19 protein-coding genes are annotated in these 20,161 nt (G+C 45.9%); 6 read left to right on the forward strand and 13 right to left on the reverse strand.

Annotated features, from left to right (window positions below; genetic code table 11):
• Positions 1 to 46 precede the first annotated feature (46 nt).
• Complete coding sequence (locus K3F53_RS17865) at positions 47 to 2,071, forward strand: transglycosylase domain-containing protein (protein WP_057897349.1); 2,025 nt, start codon at positions 47 to 49, stop codon at positions 2,069 to 2,071.
• A 172-nt stretch (positions 2,072 to 2,243) separates the two neighbouring features.
• Here K3F53_RS17865 and K3F53_RS17870 read toward each other — a convergent pair whose 3' ends face one another.
• The 4 genes from K3F53_RS17870 to K3F53_RS17885 are packed head-to-tail and all read right to left on the reverse strand — an operon-like array spanning position 2,244 to position 5,817.
• Positions 2,244 to 2,741 (reverse strand): YwhD family protein, encoded by a 498-nt coding sequence (locus K3F53_RS17870; RefSeq protein WP_057897348.1) that lies wholly within the window; start codon positions 2,739 to 2,741, stop codon positions 2,244 to 2,246.
• 19 nt (positions 2,742 to 2,760) lie between these two features.
• Positions 2,761 to 4,059: an HD domain-containing protein gene (locus K3F53_RS17875; RefSeq protein WP_057897347.1), complete on the reverse strand. Its 1,299-nt coding sequence runs from the start codon at positions 4,057 to 4,059 to the stop codon at positions 2,761 to 2,763.
• 11 nt (positions 4,060 to 4,070) lie between these two features.
• Entirely contained in the window at positions 4,071 to 5,018 is a 948-nt protein-coding gene (locus K3F53_RS17880; protein WP_322787667.1) for an RluA family pseudouridine synthase, read from the reverse strand.
• 31 nt (positions 5,019 to 5,049) lie between these two features.
• On the reverse strand, positions 5,050 to 5,817 hold the full coding sequence (locus K3F53_RS17885; protein ID WP_057897345.1) for a sporulation protein: 768 nt from the start codon (positions 5,815 to 5,817) through the stop codon (positions 5,050 to 5,052).
• Positions 5,818 to 6,267: 450 nt separating this feature from the next.
• On the opposite strand from K3F53_RS17885, the gene K3F53_RS17890 reads away from it, so the two are divergent.
• Both K3F53_RS17890 and K3F53_RS17895 read left to right on the forward strand, forming a co-directional pair.
• Positions 6,268 to 8,112: a monovalent cation:proton antiporter family protein gene (locus tag K3F53_RS17890; RefSeq protein ID WP_057897344.1), complete on the forward strand. Its 1,845-nt coding sequence runs from the start codon at positions 6,268 to 6,270 to the stop codon at positions 8,110 to 8,112.
• Positions 8,113 to 8,443: 331 nt separating this feature from the next.
• Positions 8,444 to 8,851, forward strand: coding sequence for a spore morphogenesis/germination protein YwcE (locus tag K3F53_RS17895; RefSeq protein WP_220559201.1), 408 nt, complete (start codon positions 8,444 to 8,446; stop codon positions 8,849 to 8,851).
• Between the two features lie 71 nt (positions 8,852 to 8,922).
• On the opposite strand, the gene K3F53_RS17900 is transcribed toward K3F53_RS17895, so the two are convergent.
• Together K3F53_RS17900 and K3F53_RS17905 are read right to left on the reverse strand one after the other, a co-directional pair.
• The gene (locus tag K3F53_RS17900; RefSeq protein WP_220559202.1) at positions 8,923 to 9,147 is read right to left on the reverse strand and encodes a YuzB family protein; all 225 of its coding nucleotides are present in this window, start codon (positions 9,145 to 9,147) and stop codon (positions 8,923 to 8,925) included.
• A gap of 255 nt (positions 9,148 to 9,402) precedes the next feature.
• Positions 9,403 to 9,717, reverse strand: coding sequence for a DUF3905 domain-containing protein (locus K3F53_RS17905; protein ID WP_057900199.1), 315 nt, complete (start codon positions 9,715 to 9,717; stop codon positions 9,403 to 9,405).
• 208 nt (positions 9,718 to 9,925) lie between these two features.
• On the opposite strand from K3F53_RS17905, the gene asnB reads away from it, so the two are divergent.
• On the forward strand, positions 9,926 to 11,770 hold the full coding sequence (gene asnB / locus K3F53_RS17910) for an asparagine synthase (glutamine-hydrolyzing) (RefSeq protein WP_091260790.1): 1,845 nt from the start codon (positions 9,926 to 9,928) through the stop codon (positions 11,768 to 11,770).
• Positions 11,771 to 11,814: 44 nt separating this feature from the next.
• Here the strand turns inward: asnB and K3F53_RS17915 are convergent, their stop codons facing one another.
• Positions 11,815 to 11,970 carry a helix-turn-helix domain-containing protein gene (locus K3F53_RS17915; RefSeq protein ID WP_162264982.1) on the reverse strand — a complete coding sequence of 52 codons (156 nt, stop codon included), beginning with the start codon at positions 11,968 to 11,970 and terminating at the stop codon, positions 11,815 to 11,817.
• Between the two features lie 31 nt (positions 11,971 to 12,001).
• Complete coding sequence (locus tag K3F53_RS17920) at positions 12,002 to 12,151, reverse strand: hypothetical protein (RefSeq protein ID WP_220559203.1); 150 nt, start codon at positions 12,149 to 12,151, stop codon at positions 12,002 to 12,004.
• A 180-nt stretch (positions 12,152 to 12,331) separates the two neighbouring features.
• Here K3F53_RS17920 and K3F53_RS17925 point away from each other — a divergent pair, with 180 nt between their 5' ends.
• On the forward strand, positions 12,332 to 13,213 hold the full coding sequence (locus K3F53_RS17925; protein WP_220559204.1) for a helix-turn-helix domain-containing protein: 882 nt from the start codon (positions 12,332 to 12,334) through the stop codon (positions 13,211 to 13,213).
• A gap of 132 nt (positions 13,214 to 13,345) precedes the next feature.
• Here the strand turns inward: K3F53_RS17925 and K3F53_RS17930 are convergent, their stop codons facing one another.
• From K3F53_RS17930 to K3F53_RS17945, 4 genes are all read right to left on the reverse strand, one after another.
• Entirely contained in the window at positions 13,346 to 14,218 is an 873-nt protein-coding gene (locus tag K3F53_RS17930; RefSeq protein WP_057897340.1) for a cation diffusion facilitator family transporter, read from the reverse strand.
• A 175-nt stretch (positions 14,219 to 14,393) separates the two neighbouring features.
• Positions 14,394 to 15,599, reverse strand: a complete 1,206-nt coding sequence (locus K3F53_RS17935; RefSeq protein WP_175493615.1) for an ABC transporter permease — start codon at positions 15,597 to 15,599, stop codon at positions 14,394 to 14,396.
• Complete coding sequence (locus tag K3F53_RS17940; RefSeq protein ID WP_057897338.1) at positions 15,586 to 16,338, reverse strand: ABC transporter ATP-binding protein; 753 nt, start codon at positions 16,336 to 16,338, stop codon at positions 15,586 to 15,588. The genes K3F53_RS17935 and K3F53_RS17940 overlap by 14 nt, the downstream gene beginning before the upstream one ends.
• Positions 16,339 to 16,525: 187 nt before the next feature.
• On the reverse strand, positions 16,526 to 16,789 hold the full coding sequence (locus tag K3F53_RS17945) for a hypothetical protein (protein ID WP_220559205.1): 264 nt from the start codon (positions 16,787 to 16,789) through the stop codon (positions 16,526 to 16,528).
• Between the two features lie 471 nt (positions 16,790 to 17,260).
• Here K3F53_RS17945 and K3F53_RS17950 point away from each other — a divergent pair, with 471 nt between their 5' ends.
• Entirely contained in the window at positions 17,261 to 18,196 is a 936-nt protein-coding gene (locus K3F53_RS17950) for a DMT family transporter (RefSeq protein ID WP_057897336.1), read from the forward strand.
• Positions 18,197 to 18,807: 611 nt separating this feature from the next.
• Here the strand turns inward: K3F53_RS17950 and K3F53_RS17955 are convergent.
• Positions 18,808 to 20,103: a class I SAM-dependent rRNA methyltransferase gene (locus K3F53_RS17955; protein WP_220559206.1), complete on the reverse strand. Its 1,296-nt coding sequence runs from the start codon at positions 20,101 to 20,103 to the stop codon at positions 18,808 to 18,810.
• Positions 20,104 to 20,161: the final 58 nt, after the last annotated feature.

Below are 20,161 nucleotides of genomic sequence, written 5' to 3' on the forward strand. Positions count from 1 at the left end.
TATACTGATACTGCAAGATAGTAGAAGGCATAGGGAGGTCTTCACAGTGGAAATTAAACAGGAAGATCAGCTTATCCGCTGGCTAAAAATTGTCGGAAAAACAACGAAATACTTTTTTATCGCTCTCATCGTTCTCGCGGCTTTATTCGCGTTGTTTATTCTTTATTTGCGTTCCCAGCCTTTGCCCGAAACAACCATCAATGAAACGACAACCATTTACGGAACGGATCACTCGGTCATCGCTACGCTCTATAAAGGCGAAAACCGCGTTTTCCTGCCCCTTTCACAAATTCCGAAATACGTGCAGCAGGCTTCCGTTGCGATTGAAGACCGGAAGTTCTACGAGCATCCCGGCTTCGATATTAAACGAATTGCGGGTGCCGCATTAACAGATTTGCGCCATATGAATAAACGCGAAGGTGCCAGCACGATCACCATGCAGCTCGCTCGTAACCTCTATCTTAGTCTTGACAAGACATGGACACGGAAATTTAAAGAGGCGATCTTGACCATTCAATTAGAGCTGAATTATACGAAACCGCAGCTTCTGGAAATGTACCTGAACCAAATTTATTACGGCCACGCTGCGTATGGTATTCAGGCGGCGGCAAAAACATACTTTGGCAAAAACGCAAGCGAATTGACGCTCGCGGAAGCAAGCATGCTGGCTGGATTACCGAAAGGCCCGCGTTTCTACTCACCGTTCCGCGACATGAAAGCGGCTAAGAGCAGGCAACGTATCGTTCTGCAAGCAATGGTAAGCGAAGGCTACATCACTCAACAACAAGCGGACGCCGCATTAGCCGAACCGCTGAAACTGGCCTCGCCGGAAAGCATAAAAGGACAAACGATCGCACCGTATTTTCGCGATTATGTTGTAAAACAGGCAAAAGAAAAATATGGGATTGACGAAGAGCTTATCGAACACGGCGGACTGAAAATCTATACAACGCTCGACCCGGTTATGCAACAGAAAGCGGAATCGGCAGTGCACAAGTATCTACCAAAAGATCGCCCGTTGCAGGCCGCACTTGTAGCCATTGAACCACAGACCGGCTATATTCGGGCTATGGTCGGAGGTCGCGATTATAAGGAAAGCCAGTTCAACAGGGCGCTTGCCCGCCGCCAACCCGGTTCATCCATGAAACCGGCGCTGTATATGGCTGCGCTGGAAAACGGTTTTACACCGCTAACAAAAATCAAAAGCGAGCCGACCGTATTTACGTTCGGCAACGACGAAACCTATATTCCGAGAAACTTCGGTGAGCAGTATGCCCATGATTACATTACGATGGGCGAGGCAATCGCCCGCTCGGACAACATTTACGCCGTTCAAACCCATCTGGCAATTGGACCGGATAAAATGGTAACAATGGCAAAACGATTGGGTATCGACTCGCCGCTTAAGCCACTTCCTTCGCTGGCGCTCGGCAGCTATCCGGTTACGCCCCTAGAGATGACCCGTATGTTCGCAACCATTGCCAACCAGGGGCAAAAAATTGAGCCACTCGCTATTGTCAAAATTCTGGATCGGGAAGGCAAGCTACTGGTCGAAGCCCACCCCCAGGTTCAGCAAGTCGTTAGCCGGGAAAATGCGTTTATCCTTACACATATGCTGGAAAAAATATTTGCGCCCGGCGGCACGGCCCATCGGGTCAGCCCGCTGTTACACCGGCCAGTAGCCGGGAAAACCGGAACAACCGACTACGACGCATGGCTGGGAGGATTTACGCCACAGCTGGCTGCCAGTGTCTGGGTTGGCTATGATGATAACCGTCGCATTGATAATTTCGCTGACGGGCGACAGGCCGCTCCAATATGGGCCGACTTCATGGAACAAGCACTTACCGGGAAACCGGCTGCTGTCTTCCCCGTCCCACCTGGAGTCGTGCCAGCATATATCGACACTGCCAGCGGCAAGCTGGCAGGCAAAGATTCAAGAAACCCGGAATTAATGTACTTTATTCCGGGCACAGAGCCAAAAGAATACTATGAAGCACCTAAACAGGAAAAATACGAGGAACCAAAGAAAGAAAAGTCGTTCTGGGATAAGCTGAAGTTCTGGAATTAGCAAAGAGCGGGCAGTGTGCCCGCTCTCAAACTGAAGGGTGTCCCTCACTTTTGGGACACCCTTTGTGCGTCTTAGTAAAAGATGTATATAATAAACCTAGCCTTACTAAACCAATCAATAAAAAAATTCACACCATGTTCATTCTTAAAACAAGCTTAAAAACGATCGTAAATTACGCGAGTTTTTCCTTTAGCTCATCCGGCGAATTCTTCCACATATTTTCATTATGCGTCATCAGCAATTCACGCAGATTTTTCTTTTCTTTTTCATTCATACCATCTAAGATGTAGCGACGTTTCATCGCGTAGTCCATCTTATTTACATGATCGGCAAGAATTTTCCAGCCGCGGCGCGCTTCTTTGTCGATCAACATTTCGCAGGCAGTTACGCCCGCATAGTATGGACCATTGTCACCAATGTCCACCGCAACCCACACAAGCCAGTATCGTTTGCCGTTCGGAACGTCTTCTTTGTTGATGGAAAATTTCACGCCCTTTTCCACTGCACTCTTGGCATGTAAAGCACCAAGGTCAATCACAGCAGATTCTTCATCCACAATAATAGAAGACACGTTACTCAAATCAATCATGCCCGCGCCATAGCCACCGTGTACCTGGTTTTTGTTGCTAATGATATTGAACCCGCCCTGTTTGCCTTTAAAAATATCCATAATACAACCCTCCTTATATTTACTGAACACGCAACCGCCGTTTGATCTCGCGAACAACATGCGGCTTACGCGTGCCATCCTCCAGAAAATCAAGCGGATAATAAAGCTTGTGATCATACCGTCGCTTGCCGGAAATCGACTCCACAATGACAGAGCATTTCGAAAGCTCTTCTAAGCCGCCGTCCGGCATCAGTAAATAGATCGGCATCTTGTCTCCATCTTCACCGCTTCGATAAACATCATACGGTAAATCGGAGGGAGAATCCACTCCGAGATAGTATGTCGGGTCAATGCCAATCTCTCGAAACAACTCATCAATCTCCTGTTTCCATTCCACGCTTCCGACCCGCTCGCCGTATTCTGCATACTTAAAGAGACGGCGGTTCATAAACCGCTGCGACAAATCACGCAAAATATCATCCTTTTCCTTACACCATTCGCTCATATAAAACATAACCGTCGGTTCATCCAAGTCCAAATACTGTTCTAATGTAATATCTTGCTCGAACAGTGGAATAAAGTGTACAGGCTCCCACCGGAACTTATACCCTCTCCAATACAGATCGCGGGCCCGTTCAAAGATCTTGCGGAGAACGACCTCCGCGCTGCGCGTCACCCGGTGAAAATATACCTGCCAGTACATCTGATAACGCGCTACAATATAGTCTTCAACCGCGTGCATTCCCGTATGTTTCACGACCACTTTGTTTTCATACGGCCGCAGCACACGCAGAATACGTTCCATATCGAAAAATCCGTAGTTCGTGCCTGTGTAGTATGTATCCCGCAGTAAATAATCCATCCGGTCAGCATCAATCTGGCTGGAAATCAGGCTTATAATTAATGGATTTTCATATGTTTTTCCAATAATGGCCGCTACTTTGTGCGGAAAGTCCGGGGAAACTTTCCGCAAAATGCGATTCACCTGCGTATCCCCAACCAAAATACGCCGCGTCCATTCTTCATGGTCTGTGTGAAATACTTTTTCAAACGAATGTGAGAACGGGCCGTGACCGATATCGTGCATCAGCGCTGCGCTTAGGCAAAGCAGGCGTTCCTCTTCAAGAAAAGCAAAGGAAATCCGCTGCTCAAACTGCTCCAAAATGCGTCGCATAATTTCATATACGCCGAGACTATGATTAAAACGGCTATGTTCCGCGCCGTGGAACGTTACATAAGAAGTGCCAAGCTGACGAATCCGACGCAGGCGCTGAAATTCAGTCGCGCCTATCAAATCCCAGATTAACTTATCCCGTACATGTACATAACGGTGAACAGGATCTTTAAATACTTTCTCTTCATGTAAACGTCCCACCATATAGACACCTCCTACATTTGGCGGAAGCGCTTCAACAAGCGCTCCACATCTTCCGGCAATGGCGCCGTATATCCTTGCCTTTCCCCCGTTACCGGATGACAAAACTCAATGCGATGCGCGTGCAACGCCTGTCTTGCTAAGCCCTTGATCCGCGGACCGCCGTATAATGTATCGCCAAGCAACGGAAAACCATGATGACTGAAATGAACGCGGATTTGATGGGTGCGCCCCGTCGCTAATTCCACTTCCACCAGGGAAACCGCATGTTCCGCAATGCCCGGAAAAGCGACAAACTTCTCCAGCACCCGATAATGAGTAACTGCTGGATCACCTCCGGCATCGGCTCTACGCCGGATCGGGTGATGCGGATCGCGCGCAATTGGTTCCGAAAATGTGCCTGTCTCTCCTTGTCCACCCGGATAGCCGGACACTAAGGCAAGATATGTTCTCCGGATCTTATGTTCGCGAAGTTGCTTATCCAAAAGGCTATGAACAAAGCTATTACCTGCGACAAGTAATGCCCCGCTTGTGTCCTTGTCCAGCCGATGCACGGGACGGATCGCCCGCGCTTTGCCTTTCGCCTGCCAATAATAAGCAATACCATGCGCAAGCGTATCGTTCTGCCCTTCCCGCACCGGATGAACAACTATACCGGCCGGTTTGTTCACGACAAGCACCGCATCATCCTCGTATAAAACGGAAATGTCCATCGGCACCGGATCGAGCGACGTCTCCGCCTCGTCTGCAATCAGTACCTTTACTCGATCACCCGCCTTTACTTTTCTCTGCAAAAACGGTCGCTTTTTATTCAGGAACAATCCGTTCTTTCTTGTCAACCGCTGGAGCATACGGCCCGACACCATAAGCCGCTTCCTTAACAAAGATTCCAGCGTCATGCCGGCACACGCCTCATCCACCTCATATTCCAACCATTTTCCGTCCATTCTCCATGCTGTCACACTTTTCCCTCACTTTTCGTTTCGCACGCTGTTATCGGCGAACTAGCGCTTGACGAATTCTCCTCTCCAATTCACCCGGAATGACGCCGCGCTGCCGGTCAATCGTAAACCGCACGTACTGCTCATCCAAATCCAGCATTTCTTCAAAAATGCCGCGTAAACTCGATGGGCGTCTGTCCACCTGCATCAGCACATCTATACCTTCAGGGTATACGTCAAAAATTAATTCAATCTCATCCAATTCATTACGGAACATAGATGTCGGCTTTAATTCGAATTCCTGTACGAACGGTACCATCCTATGAATATGCTTCTTATATTCGCATATACCGCTGTCATATGAATGGCGGAAACCCATGCCTTCCATCTCGGCCAGCAATTGAGCCGCCAGCGGGTCCGGCAATACTGTCACCACATCCGTATCTTTCGGATCAACTGCCATTTCGATATCAAGCCCGGTACTCAAATACACATTCTGACGGCCGAAAGAAATGGGAGCATGATAAGGAACACGCAACTGGAAGGGAAGGATCTTCTCCTCCCCCGGCCTAATAAGCAAGGAGTCCGCTACACGATAAGAGGCAAGCACTTCTTTATGCTTCGTCTTAGTATCATTCGTTTCTTTATAGTATTCAGTATACAAATACATATAAATCTGTGAAATCGTTTGTTCGACATTGCCCCCCTTAACATGCACTTCTCCGCGTAATTCGCCACCGGGGTGAACCTTTGAATCAGCCAGGCGGGCATCAACTTTCGCTGCTCCAATTCCAAAACTCGCAAGAAACTTATTTAGCATAATGTCCATCCTTCCTATAAAGTGTCATTATCTGTATATACGAAACCCGGCAGCGATCGATTCATACATATGTATTTCTCTGGTCGCCCTTATTTTTCCTTTCTCCCTGACATTTTTGACGCTTTCGTCATTTCATGCCCCTTTTTTATGCGGAAAAAACATACTAACAATGCGTTACCATGAATAAAAGAGAACGGGTGAAACAAAAAATGAAACCGATTGATTAACACTACTCGGTTCAGCAATAATATGGCATAATGGTAAAAGTTATTCGTACACTTGTCTTTACAGCTATGCGCGTAGAACATTATTTTTAAGCATAATACAAGGTAAAAGAACCAACACATTCTTACCGCTTGTTTGTCTTTATCATATACAGCTTTCCTGTGTGCCGCGCGACGCGCAATACATATACAGCGTACACATCATATACAAGAAAGGAGCGGTATAATGGGCGAAAATGCGCATTCTCCGATTTCACTGCTCATCGTCATTTCCGTCGCGTTTCTAATGCCGATTTTGCTACAACGCCTACGCTGGACAATGATACCGTTTGTCGTGGCGGAAATTCTGGCCGGTATGATTATCGGCAAGAGCGGATTTAACATTGTACAGGAAGACAACTGGCTTTCGATTCTTTCTTTGCTTGGGCTCATCTTTCTGATGTTTCTAAGCGGGTTGGAAATCGACTTTGACACCTTCTCGCAAAAAAAGAAAGAAGGCGGAAATCCGTTCGCGATTGCGTCTTTTGCGTTTTTGCTCATATTCGGTGCTTCTTATCTCGTCTCACTCGTGCTAAATGGTCTTGGCATTATTGAGCAGACCTTTTTTATGACGCTGATCATTTCGACCATTTCGCTCGGTGTAGTCGTTCCGGTATTAAAAGAACGGCGATTAACCGAAACGCTTCTTGGGCAAGTCATCCTGCTTATTGCTGTTATTTCTGATTTCATGACGATGATTTTACTGGCGGTGTTTATATCTCTGCGCTCGCAAGACTCTACCAAACCGCTGCTTTTGCTTGCGCTGTTTGCGGTCACTTTCGTGCTATACCGGATTATCCGGCGAGTCCGCAAATTGTCCAGCTTTGAACAGCTATCTACCGGAACTGTACAAATCGGTACACGCGGCGTGTTTCTGCTGATTATTCTTTTCGTAGCCCTTGCGGAAAACATGGGAGCAGAAAACATTATCGGCGCTTTCCTCGCAGGCGTTATCGTTTCCATGCTGGGACCACGCAAACAGTTCGTTCGCCAGTTGGACGCGTTCGGCTACGGCTTTTTGATTCCTATCTTTTTTGTAATGGTAGGAGTCAAACTTGATCTATGGGCGCTAATTCGCGATCCAAAAGTATATATTTTCATTCCGCTTCTGTTGGCGGCGCTGTATGTATCCAAAGTCATTCCGCTGCTCATACTTAAGAAGTGGTTTAATTGGCGGGAAACTATCGGTGCTGGCATGCTGCTGACATCAACGCTCAGCCTTGTTATTGCGGCAGCCGCGCTGGCGCTGGAGGAAAATCTGATCGTGCAATCCCTGCATGATGGATTGATTTTGGTCGCGATTCTTTCCTGCTTTATTTCTCCTGTAGCCTTTAACCGATTGGTTCCTGCAAAAACGGCCGACCGCACCATCAGAGTCGGCATTGTAGGCCTCAATACCATTACGATGCCGGTAGCGCTTGAAGTACAACAGGCCGGTTTTGATGTGGAAGTATACACACAGAGACGGCAAATTAAAGAGAATAAGGATGTCATTGAAAACAGCCAGACTTTCTACAACAAATTTAAAGCGGTGCATATCGTTGACGATTTCTCCGAGGATACATTGACAGAAGAAGGCCTGTTTGAACGCGATGTGCTGGCATTTGTTTCAAACGACGATGACACGAATATGAGACTTGCCCGGCATGCGCAAGAACTGGGCAAAAAAACAATCATCGTGCGCATGGAAAACCCGACGCGGCATGATGAAGTGCAAAAGAACGGCTTCATCTTATTTTCTACCCTTTTCTCGGCAAGTACGCTGCTTAAAGCGCAAATCGAAGCACCAAACGCGATTGACCTCATCGCGCGAACGGAAGACGCTATACAAACGATTATCATGGGCAACCGTTATTACCATGAGACCCAACTTAAACAATTGCCGTTTCTCGGTGACGCACTTATCCTGCGTATCTACCGCAACAATGATTCCATCATTCCGCACGGGGATACCAGGCTTCAGCTTGGCGACCGTCTACTGGTAACCGGATCGCTTGAAAGCTTGGCCTCTCTGGAAAATGAGCTGTCATAATAAGCTCTTTAGCTTCTTGGCATCTTTTTCCTCCAGTCAGGGAAAAAGATGCCTTTTCAATACTTAAAACAGAGCTCCCATCATCACTATGCCAGAAAAAAATGGATGGCAAATAAACCTCTGAACCCATATCAAATGAAATCATCATCCAAAAAACTTATTTCTCATAAAATTGTCAAAAATAATTAAAATTTTCATCCGATTATTGTATGATATAATTAATTATTTTTCACAACCACATAAAACTACGTACAATAGCCGTCGCACTTTAGCAGTAATATATATGCAAGCGCTTTCTTACATTTAAAAACAAAGAAGGAGGAATTTTCGGATGGACTTATTAATGATTAACCTGCTCTTTGCCAGCGTAGCACCGTTATTGTTTTGGCGCTGGAACCAGAAAGTCCTGAGTGTACTGCAATTGCCGTTCATTGTCGCGATGTGGATGTATCTTCCAGAAATACTTCCATTAGGCGCACCAAAAACAGATTCTACATTCGCTTGGTGGGTGCTGTTTTACTTTAATCTTGTCTTCAGTAATTTGGCCCTCGGAATGGGAATGTTCTGCTGGGCAAACTTCGTCTGGGGAAAAGAAAGCAACACTTCACATTCCTCTGACGAACGATGTTCGACCTTAACTTTGTCTTCAGTCATTTGGCTCTCAGAATGGGAATGTTCCGCTAAGCGAGCCTCATCTAAGGGGAAAAGAAAAAAAAGGGCAACGTATTCCAGAAGATAAACAAAAACGAATAACAGAGCTCTGGCAAGTAAAAAGCCAATGCCCACGGCACCGGCTTTTTGGGTTTTGGTTTATTTTTTCAAATGCTTCCTTACTTTCTCAATCAGCTGGTCCTCCGTTACCCCTGTCAAATAGCGTCCGTTCACCACAGCAAAATGTTTTTTGAATCCAATCCCGCAATACGATTGGCATCCCGTCTCTATTTCAGCGTCGGGATCAATTTCTTTTAGCCGCGGTACCAGTGTTTTTATGTTAATCATCTTACACTCATCACATACGCGAAATTCATTGCCCATACCCATGTTCCTTTCCTTGCTCAATACTGCCTTAAGCATGCTTTGTTCATTTCATCATCATACCACATTTGCATCCATTTCTGCACGCTCCGTCCACTTTGCAGCTGACAAAAAAATACGCGGACGCAATTGCTCATCCTTTTTCGCCAAGGAGGAGCACGGTTCTGTTCCTATGCAATAAAAAATCAGGGCAGGCAAAAGCCTGGTTTCCTTCTTCATTCAGAAGAAAACGATGGCTGTGCCTACCCTGATGCTTCAATCTTTGCGATAACTTACGTCCTTGGTCGGATGCATGAACCGCCCACTCTGTGGCACATAACCTTCTTCAATGTAACCTCCTTCAAGAAGCTCTTGGTTAGCCGGAGTATTCCAGCCGATATCATTGGTCGGGTGCACCCACTCGTCTCCAGCCATAATGGCCGGATCTGTATCTTTGCTCCAATTGTTCAAGGGGGAATTTGCTGAATCGTAGAAGCTATCGCCAATCATAACACCATATCTGTTTACAAACGGTTTCTCAAGCTTTTGTTCGGCTTCCGCCCGCTCCGGCGCGTCTATCTGATGCGGCATCGCCGTTTCAGCCGGCTCCTGCCCGATTGCTTTTTTATTCTCATTTGCCACTATCTCGCCTCCTGTCTAGAGTAAATTTGAATATACATAGTGTTTACCTTTTTCCGTCCGCTTACTCTTCGATTGTTTTTGCTTGGTCAGGCACCCATCGATCCGTTCCGGGCATAGTGTAATACTGGGCTATATAATGAGAAGTGGAGGGATTACTATGTGCGGAATCGCAGGATGGATCGATTGGCAGGTGGATATCAGCAAGCAACAAGCCGTACTTCAAGATATGGCCCAAACACTGATTCCACGCGGACCTGATAGCGAAGGAATCTGGACATCAACGCATGCCGGGTTTGCTCATCGCCGTCTCATTGTGATCGACCCGGAAGGAGGCGTCCAACCTATGACCCGGACGCACGCGGGCGAAACGTATACGATCGTATATAACGGAGAACTTTATAATACAGACGATCTACGCAAGGAACTTATCGCACGCGGTCATCGCTTTCAAACAACGTCTGACACAGAAGTATTGCTTGTCTCATACATCGAATGGGGCCCGGAATGCCTTAAGTACCTCAATGGCATTTACGCCTTCGCCATCTGGGCGCATCACACAAAAAGCGTGTTTTTGGCGCGGGATCGCCTCGGCGTCAAACCTTTATTCTACACGCAACAAGGTACCAGTTTTATTTTCGCTTCGGAGATTAAAGCGCTACTCGCGCATCCAGCGATAAAGCCAGAAATTACCCAGGAAGGACTCGGAGAAATTTTCGGACTCGGTCCAGCGCGTACACCCGGTATTGGTGTTTTTCACAATATATTCGAACTGCTTCCGGCTTCCTGCCTCCTGTATACACGTTACAACATGAAAATCAAATCCTACTGGGCGCTAGAAAGCCACGAACATCCAGACGATTTGGAAACGACAATCGCTACGATCCGACACCTGCTTGGCGACAGCATTAAACGCCAGCTAGTGGCTGACGTTCCGGTTTGCACCCTGCTTTCGGGGGGAATTGACTCCAGCGCCATTTCCGCGTTTGCAGCGCAGGCATTCAAAGAAAAAGGCTACGGGCCGTTGCACACCTTCTCCATTGACTATGTGGACAATGACATTCATTTTCATCCGAATGAGTTCCAACCGAACGCAGACGCTCCCTGGGCAAAGCGCGTCTCCGAATATCTTGGCACAATACATCACAATGTATACTTCGACACGCCACACCTTATCGACTCCTTGCAAGCAGCATTACGCGCCCGCGACCTTCCTGGAATGACCGACGTCGACGGTTCGCTCTATCTGTTCTGCGGTGAAATTAAAAAAGAAGCAACGGTAGCTCTATCCGGTGAATGCGCGGACGAATTGTTCGGCGGTTACCCTTGGTTCCACCGCGAAGAGGCGCTAACGGCAACCATATTTCCGTGGGCGCGAAACCTCAAAGAAAAAATGCAATTCTTCTCGTCTGACCTGCTTTCGCAAATCGACCTAGAGGACTATACAAAAATGCGGTATCAAGAAGCGCTCGACGAAGTGCCGCACCTTAAGGGGGAAAACACGAAAGACGCACGAATCCGCGAAATGTTCTATCTCAATCTAACGCGCTGGATGCCAACGCTGCTGGATCGTAAAGACCGCATGAGTATGGCTGTCGGCTTAGAGGTACGTGTGCCATTTTGCGATCACCGATTGGTGGAATACATGTGGAATGTGCCATGGTCAATGAAAACGTACGGCGGGCGTGAGAAAGGTATTTTACGTCAGGCACTGCACGGCTTGCTGCCGGACGATGTACTAATGCGGCGCAAAAGCCCGTATCCAAAAACGCATAATCCGTCCTACTTGGCCGCAGTATGCAAAAAAACGCTGCAAATTCTGGACGATAATACATCTCCCATTTTACCGTTCATCAACGTACGGGCAGTAAAAGAATTTGCGGCGCTCGATCTGGCTTCAATCCATATGCCGTGGTTCGGCCAGCTCATGAACGTGCCGCAGTTCTTCGCTTACCTCATCCAGCTTGATCATTGGATGCGTGAGTATAAAGTAATTGTAAAATAACGGAAAGCGGTGAACTATGTGTTTCACCGCTTGCTGCCTATCATTTATGAACTGAATTTTCCTTGTTTATATTCATGAACCCAACGATAAATCATTTTGCTGTTTAATCTATATTTTCTCGCCACCAGGCTCAAGCTTTTTTGCAAGAGTGCGTCTTTGACCACTTCACGTTTAAACTCCAATGAATACTTTTTTCTCATTTCTTTTCCTCCCCCTTCAGCTAGCAGCCCATCAATGTTGATAAGGAAGACGAAGCATAACGGCTGAGGGGTCCTGAGCATTTTTTACTGATTCTTTTTCCACTTCTTTGCTATTAAAAATTCCGTTAATACTAATAAGTAAAAGGGCCGTCATTCCTAGTGAAAAAATTTTCCTCTTCACTGTCTTATACCCTCCTTTCAACTTGGAAAATTATGAGACATATGTTAGTACTATCATAATATATTACATATATTTACGAATTTAGGCTAATAGAGTATTTTTCGAGAAAAAAATAGTTTTTTTTAGCTTTTTCTCAAAAATACGCGATAATCTATAAAAATATTTATATAGGAGCTATGCATGAGTACTCAAAGAATCGGAGAAGTCGTCCGGGAAATCAGGAAGTATCTTAACATCTCACAGACAGAGCTAGCGAAAGGAATTTGTACTCAAGCACTTATCAGCAAAATCGAAAAGGGAGAAGTGATTCCTTCCGCCGAAATTCTTTACTATATCGCCAAGCGATTAGGAATTACGCTCGATTACTTTTTTGACCGAATGGAAAATCCAAGATTTACTTATGTTCAGGAGTTCTTCTATCAAATTCGCAAACTTATCCGAGAACGAAATTATGAGGAAGTGGCTATCCTTATTAAAGCGGAAAAAAACAATCCGATTTTCCAAAATCGGAAAAACCGGCAATTCCTCGTCTGGCATGAAGGAATTTGCGCCTATTACACGGAACAGAACACACAAAAAAGTTTGGATTTACTGCATCAGGCGCTTAACATGGCTGTAAGCCCGGATAACTATACGGAAAAAGAAGTGGAAATTTTGAATAGCATCGGCATCATTTACAGTGAAGAAAAACAATTCACAAAATCAGCAGAAATCTTCTCGACCGCCATCAAACACATGAGCAACGTGACGCTTGTTCAAGATTATACGATATACATCAGACTATTTTATAATTATGCCAAAGTACTTACCAAACTAGGCAATTTCTCTTCATCACTGGAATATTGCGAACGGGGAATTTCTCTCTGTCTACAGCATGAATATTTGTACCTATTTGGAGAGCTACATTATCAAAAAGGAGAGAACTTGTTTCATTTGTGCAACAAGGAACAGGCCATTGAATTCTTCCGCAAATCTATCATCATTTTTGAACTGCAACAAAACAATATTTTTGTGGATTATGTAAGAAAAAGACTTGCAGAAGTTGAGTCTATATCAAAGTAAATGTCCCCTTTATTCTAATGCATTGAAAGAACAGGAGAAAAGAAAAAGACGGAAGGCCTCTCTCTTCTCCTGTCCAGCCTCATCCCCCCAAACACTGCTCACGAATTACATCGCAGGTCGCCTCCCTGGTTCTTATTTCTCCCACGGCTCGACATGGACATGCACACTGATAATGCCATGTTCCTCCTGCATTCTTTTCTCAATCGCTTCCGTAATATGATGACTCTCTATAACGTTCAAATCAGGGTCAACATAAATAACCACATCTACTAGCACATTGTTACCGTGCACGCGCGCTTTTATATCGTTTAGCGCTTTCACTCCCGGTATTTCTTCAATGGTCTGGCGCAATTTCATAAGTTTTTGCTCATCGAAACCATCCGTCAGATTGTGTGTCGCATCCCGAAAAATTTCCCACGCTGTACGACAGATCATAAACCCGACAACGACCGCCGCTAGCGGGTCAAGCCAAGGCATACCAAACTGAGAACCAAAAATACCGACAGCCGCGCCAATGCTTACCCAAGCATCTGATAGATTGTCTTTCGCCGCAGCCATCATAGCCTGACTATTAATCCGCAAAGCGAGCCTGCAATTAAAACGGTACACACCATACATCACCAGGGCGCATCCTACAGCCGTCCACGCCGCCAATGCATCCGGCGTCTCTGCCCGAAAATCCACAATGGAACGCCCGGCGTTGTACAATACCTGCATCCCTACCACCATCATAATGAACGAAGCCATCAATGAAGCAATTGTCTCCGCGCGCCAATGGCCGTAAGGGTGATCCTCGTCCGGCGGTTTGCGGGAAAAACGAAGGCCGATTAGCACCGCAACCGACACTATAATATCAGTCGTATTGTTTAAACCGTCCGCCATCAACGCCTCTGAGTTGGATAGATATCCTATAATCAGCTTAAGAGCAGATAGCGTAAGATAAGCAATAATGCTAACCCAGGCACCTCGTTCCCCTATTTTCAAGTTATTGTATTGCTCTTCCATGCAACTAGACCTCCAGCCATTCCTGTATAAATATGCTACCAGAAAAATTTTGTGTGGGTCTAGAGAAACCTTTTTGCCGAGGTCTAGCATTGTAGGGTAAATAAAACTTATTGCGTTTAAGGCAAATAATTTGCCTAAAGGAAACAAATTGTTGTCTTGCTTTCCGTTATTCTGCTTACACCTTTTTACGTAACACTCTCCAGCTGTATACATAAGAAAAACTAACGCCAATAACAGGGGCAGCCAGCCAGTGCCACCCCGGCATAAACGGGATAAACACCGCAGTATACAAAACCAGCGCCTGTACAAGTAAAAGCATAAATACCACACGCACAACAGCATCCTGCCTTGTCCCAGCCGGAACAGGATAAATATGGTGCCAGAATACATACCGATAATACTGGCGTAGCATCGAAAGCTGCGCCCCTGTCAGGGACAAGATGATAAAATAGGCAGCCACTTTTCCCCAAGCTTCGCCAATGAATGCGATCACGATCCAGCCGATAACTGTCAGACGAAGAAACATCGGCAACAAATCGGAACGCGCGAACACTTTTCTATACAGATAAGCATATGCATTTCCCCTGGTAAACGGCAGCTGGTCTGCCCAAGCCGCTGCCCAGGAACGGCGTTGCACCCGGTTTGCAATGTGCGGCACATCGACAAACTGGGTGATAAACGTATAAAATCTCGCCTGCATTCTTTTTTCGATCTGTACAAGGCGCTCCCAGTGAATCGCCTGATGCGCCAAGCCCCTATAACAGAAAAAAGCTGCCAAAAGAAACGCGCCTGTAACCAGCATAACAACCGGGATAAACCCGTGTGAGAACAGCATAAATAAAATAGCCGCATTCGCTATCCAGCGAACGAGCATGCATAAAGCTCTCCTGCTTTGTTCTCGCAGGCGCTCCTCCTGCCACTTGCAAAGCAAGTTTACACCCTTTAATACAAGCGAGAAAACAAGCAGTGCAAGAAACGACTCCGCTTTTTCCCCCATCCGATGCGTATATAAAGGCCACACCGCAAGCAGAAACAAAAATATATACAGCGTATGCCAAAACAATGTATATATGATAGAAGCCCGGAAATACGAGCCCATCCGGCTCTCTATCGGCAATAAAAAGACCAAATCCGCTTCTTTCAAGAACGTACGTACCGTCCCTGCTGTCATAAGAACAGAAAACAAGAACGCAATCAACCATTCAACCGGATACGAGCGCGGAATTTTCCCAAGTGCCTGTGAATAATAATACGCCGCTAAAATAAACGCGAAGACAAGAAAAGCAATCATTCCGCTATTTGCAACATAACGAGCATAGCCAAGCGCTTCCTTCTGGAACGCTTCTATCCGCCTGCGCCAAAGATGCCTAGCGTCCATCATTGGCCCCATCCTTTGTCAGTTCGTAAAACACATCGTCCAACGAAGCGGCTGCCATTCCCGCCTGTCGGCGAATCTCTTCCAGCGTACCTGCAGCGCGGATACGGCCATTATGAAGTACGATAAATTTGTCGCAATACCGCTCAACGGTTGAAAGGATGTGCGAACTCATCAGAATCGCCGCGCCCGTATTCTTCATTTTCACCATTAATTCCAGCAGCGAACGGATTCCGCGCGGATCAAGTCCGACAAACGGTTCATCGATAATATAAAGCACAGGACGGACAAGAAATGCATTCATGATCATCATTTTCTGCCGCATCCCTTTGGACATATGCTGCGGAAACATCCTTTTTTTGTCCTGCATATTAAATTCTGCAAGCAATGACTCGACCCGCTCTTCAAATACCTTGCGTTCCAATCCGTACGCCATCGCTGTCAGCTCAAGATGCTCCCACAGCGTCAAGTCATCATACACAAGCGGTGTCTCTGGAACGTATGTGTAAGACGCGCGGTATAACTCCGGCGCTTCTTTCAGCGTTTGGTTGTGAATACGAACCGACCCTTCCGCCGGTTGAAGCAACCCGAGAATATGCTTAATTGTTGTGCTTTTGCCCGCGCCGTTCAAGCCAATAAGTCCAATCATTTCGCGCGGATAAATATCAAACGTAATATTATGGATGACCGGGCGTTTTCGACTATACCCACCCGTAAGGTTTTGTACCTGTAAAATTGGATTCATAGCCATCTCCAGACAATTTTTCTTCCATTATAACAAATCGTCCGAAAAGCTATACAAACGAGGAAAAGGTGAAAAGGATAAAATTTGGAAAAAGCAGGAGGGGAAAGATTAAACGCTCGGCTTCGCCTGTGGAGGCATTCACAAACGGTCCGTAAAAGGACAAGAAAAAGAAAGGCCTGTCTTTCGTTCAACCTGTATCCCAGTACTCCATTCCTGCCTTCCCATAAGCTTCCACTGACACCATGAACCATGCTATCTCTTCACCAGCTCCCCGTCTGTCCGTCCGCATCACGCAAGACTCATATGTTGCCTTTCGTAAGTCTTCACTATAATTCAGGTGCAAATACAACGAATCATCTCCTTCACGGCTAACCCTTCCATTCAGACCAATCTCGGTCAGTACACCTTCTTTGTAGTAAGTAAAAACTTCCTCATTGAAATCGTGATTCATTTTTCATTCCTCCTCTAAAGTATACTTCATCATAACGTTTGACTTATCCCTATCAAAACTGTCGCATGACGGCTTATTATCGGTCATATTATCTATAAATAAAAGGTACGGGGGAATATACCTGTTTTTTCGTTGTTTTTATATAGTCTCAGTGATAGGTTAGACATTGCTTATTTGTTGTTGGTGACTTTAGTATAAAATAAAAGGAAGCGAAAAAAAACAAAAATCGTGCGACAATTCACGCAATTGTAGGCGCTGATCTTGTTAGATTGCGCGATCAAGAGAATTTTTTGTTGGAAGAAAACGAGAAATATGAGAGAATGTAAAGAAATGGAAAGTTATGTCGAAGGAGGAATATGTATGAAGCAGGTTCGCCAAGAATGTGATGTACCCGCTGTTCGCGTAATGTAACGGGGACAGCGATACCCCGTTACGCGAAAAAAGAAATAAGCGAACGGAGGTATTACCATAATGAACAAAAATAAGCAAGCATGGCTAGGATATCTCGCTTTAGGCACCGCCGCAAGCATCTGGGGCGGCATGTACGTTGTCAGCAAAATGGTTCTCGATTCTCTTCCCCCATTTACACTGCTGTGGCTGCGTTATGTAATAGGATTTGTTTTTCTCTGGTATTTTGTAGCGCAGCGCGGCGAGAAACAGCCGCTATCCAAGGACTGGCGTCTATTTTTGTCGATCGGATTTGTCGGATACTTTTTGTCCGTTGGGTTACAATTTATCGGAACCTGGCTGTCTTCGGCCCATATGGGTGCGATTTTGACATCCGCAAGTCCCGTATTTATCGTGCTGTTTGCGTTTCGGATGCTGAGAGAGTCCATCACCTTGCGCAAATTGGTATCGCTGCTGCTTGCGATGATCGGTGTCGTTATTGTAGTTGGCTGGGAAAACAATCTAACCGGAAATGTAAAAACGTTTATCGGGAACCTCTGCCTCATTGGAGCTGCGATTACGTGGGCGCTATTGTCAGTACTGGCAAAGAAGGCATCGCTTCATTATTCACCGCTTGTGGTAACGACATATTCCATTTTTTGGGCAATTACGTTCACGACGCCGGTGATGGTGGTAGAGTGGGGCTTCTTGCCAGTGCAAAATCTGGATGAATGGTCTACATGGTTTGCTGTGTTGTATGTTGGGATTGTGTCTACGGCGGGCGCATTCTATTTATGGAATAAAGGGCTTCAGCTCGTGGAAGCGGGCACCGGTTCCATGTTCTTCTTCTTTCAACCGGTGGTCGGCGCGCTGCTAGGCTGGTTATTGCTGAAAGAGGATCTGAGCCCCTCTTTCTTCATTGGTGGATCGTTAATTTTGTTCGCTGTGCTTTTCATGTCGCTCCCGGTGCGGGAAAGCTTGCACGAACGAAGCGACGCAAAGCCAAAAAAGAATGTATGAAAATCAAAAGTCGAAGTACTAATCGTAAAGTCTAAGAAGAAATCAGAATAGACTTACAATGAATAAAGCCCGGCACATTACTATATGCCGGGCTGCTTCTTTAGCGCTAGAAACTTCATTTCTTCATATCCTCAAAAAATCCTTCTTATTCCACAAAAACAACACTTCTTTTTTCGCATCATCCCCTTTCTTTCTCACACATTCTCCTGTCTTCTTTCTAAAGTAAAAATGTCGTCGATCCCCCGGAATTTTTGCACGACTCCCGATCAACGAAAATAAAATGTAACTGAACAACCAAGAAACCCCCACTTCAAGCGATAGCTAAGTGGGGGAGCGTTCACAACCTATAGTAATGTGATATTAAGCTATATTAGTATCTCCTTTTCGTAATATAAATTTTGCCAACTTCTATTCTACGTGAATTTCTGATGATGGCTCTTCTTTTTTGAAACTGATCATTTTTACACCATTATATGGACTCAACCCAGTAACAAAAAAGAGCTAAACATTAGAAAAGTATAAGAAAAAGTAGGAGCATACATTTGTAGATCTCCTCATAAATCTGCCAGTGAAAGCTTAAAGTAAATGTAAAAAGTGGAATGGGAAAAGCCCTATACTCTTGACCGTACTTCGTAAATGGCAAATTTCAAATAATCGCCTTCATCAGCGCCCGTCAATTTCGGATGATCAACGCCTGCACCGCTCCAACGCAAAAGACGGAGAATTTTTTTCGCATCCATCGCCGCCTCCTGAATCGTCTCCTCGAACAATTCTAGACTCATATGGTAAGAACAGCTGGCTGTTACTAAATAGCCGCCGTCCCGCACAAGCTTAAGGCCGTTCAAGTTAATATCTTTATAGCCGCGCAGCGCACCTTTTACCGCACTGCGCGATTTGGCGAACGCGGGCGGATCGAGAATTACAACGTCCCACTGCCTTCCCTCTCGTGCCGCTTCCCGCAGGTAGTCAAACGCATTTGCCACGACAAACTCGACCCGGTGCAGGAACCCATTTAACTGAACATTACGTTTAGCTGTCTCAATCGCGTGATCCGAAATGTCAAGCGTGGTTACTTTTTTGGCACCATACTTGCAAGCATTCAATGTAAAAGAGCCAGTGTGTGTGAAACAATCCAGCACCTCGGCACCGTCCCAGAACGGATTTTTTACAATCTTTCCGCGGCGATCCACCGGCCACATTTCTTTTTTGCCATCAATCTCCACTTCCTGCATGCGGATACCGTGCGCCTCTCCCCAACCGGTCATGAGCGGAGCGATGGAGGCGCGGTTCTCACGCTGGTCGAAGAAATAGCCGGTTTTCTGACCGTGTTCAATATCAACGATAAGCTTCAACCCGTTCTCTTCGATTTGGATTTCCGTTTCCGATTCGCCGTACCAGAACCCTTTTTCCTGTTCCAACCCTTCAAGCTCGCGGACATACACATCATTGCGCAAATATATCGCTTTCGGGGAGAATACTTCCAAAAGTGCATGTAAAATCCACTCTTTACGCACTTCCATTCCAAGAGAAAGAATTTGGACAACAAGTACGTCTTCGAACTTGTCCACTACAAGACCTGGCATAAAATCAGCCTCTCCGTATAATACGCGGCAGGAACGAATGTCCGGAAGAAACCGACGGCGGAAGCTCCATGCCTGCCGGATGCGAGATATGAACAACTCCTGATTGATTTCTTCTTCCTGCTTTGTCGTAAGTAAACGTACAATCATTTGCGACTCGGGGTTGATATATCCTCTACCGAGGAAGTGACCCTGATGATTTACCACTTCAACAATATCACCTGGCGTGAATTCCCCTTCGATTCTTTCCACTTCACTCCGAAAAATCCAAGGATGTCCCTGTTCTAGGCGTTTGCGGCGGTTCCGCACAAGAAACACTTTTGTCACGATAATGTCCCTCCGTATTTATCTTCTACCCTGTAACCGAATAGCATAATAATGAACA

Source organism: Aneurinibacillus thermoaerophilus (assembly GCF_019603355.1).
In the GTDB taxonomy this organism is placed as follows: Bacteria; Bacillota; Bacilli; order Aneurinibacillales; family Aneurinibacillaceae; genus Aneurinibacillus; species Aneurinibacillus thermoaerophilus.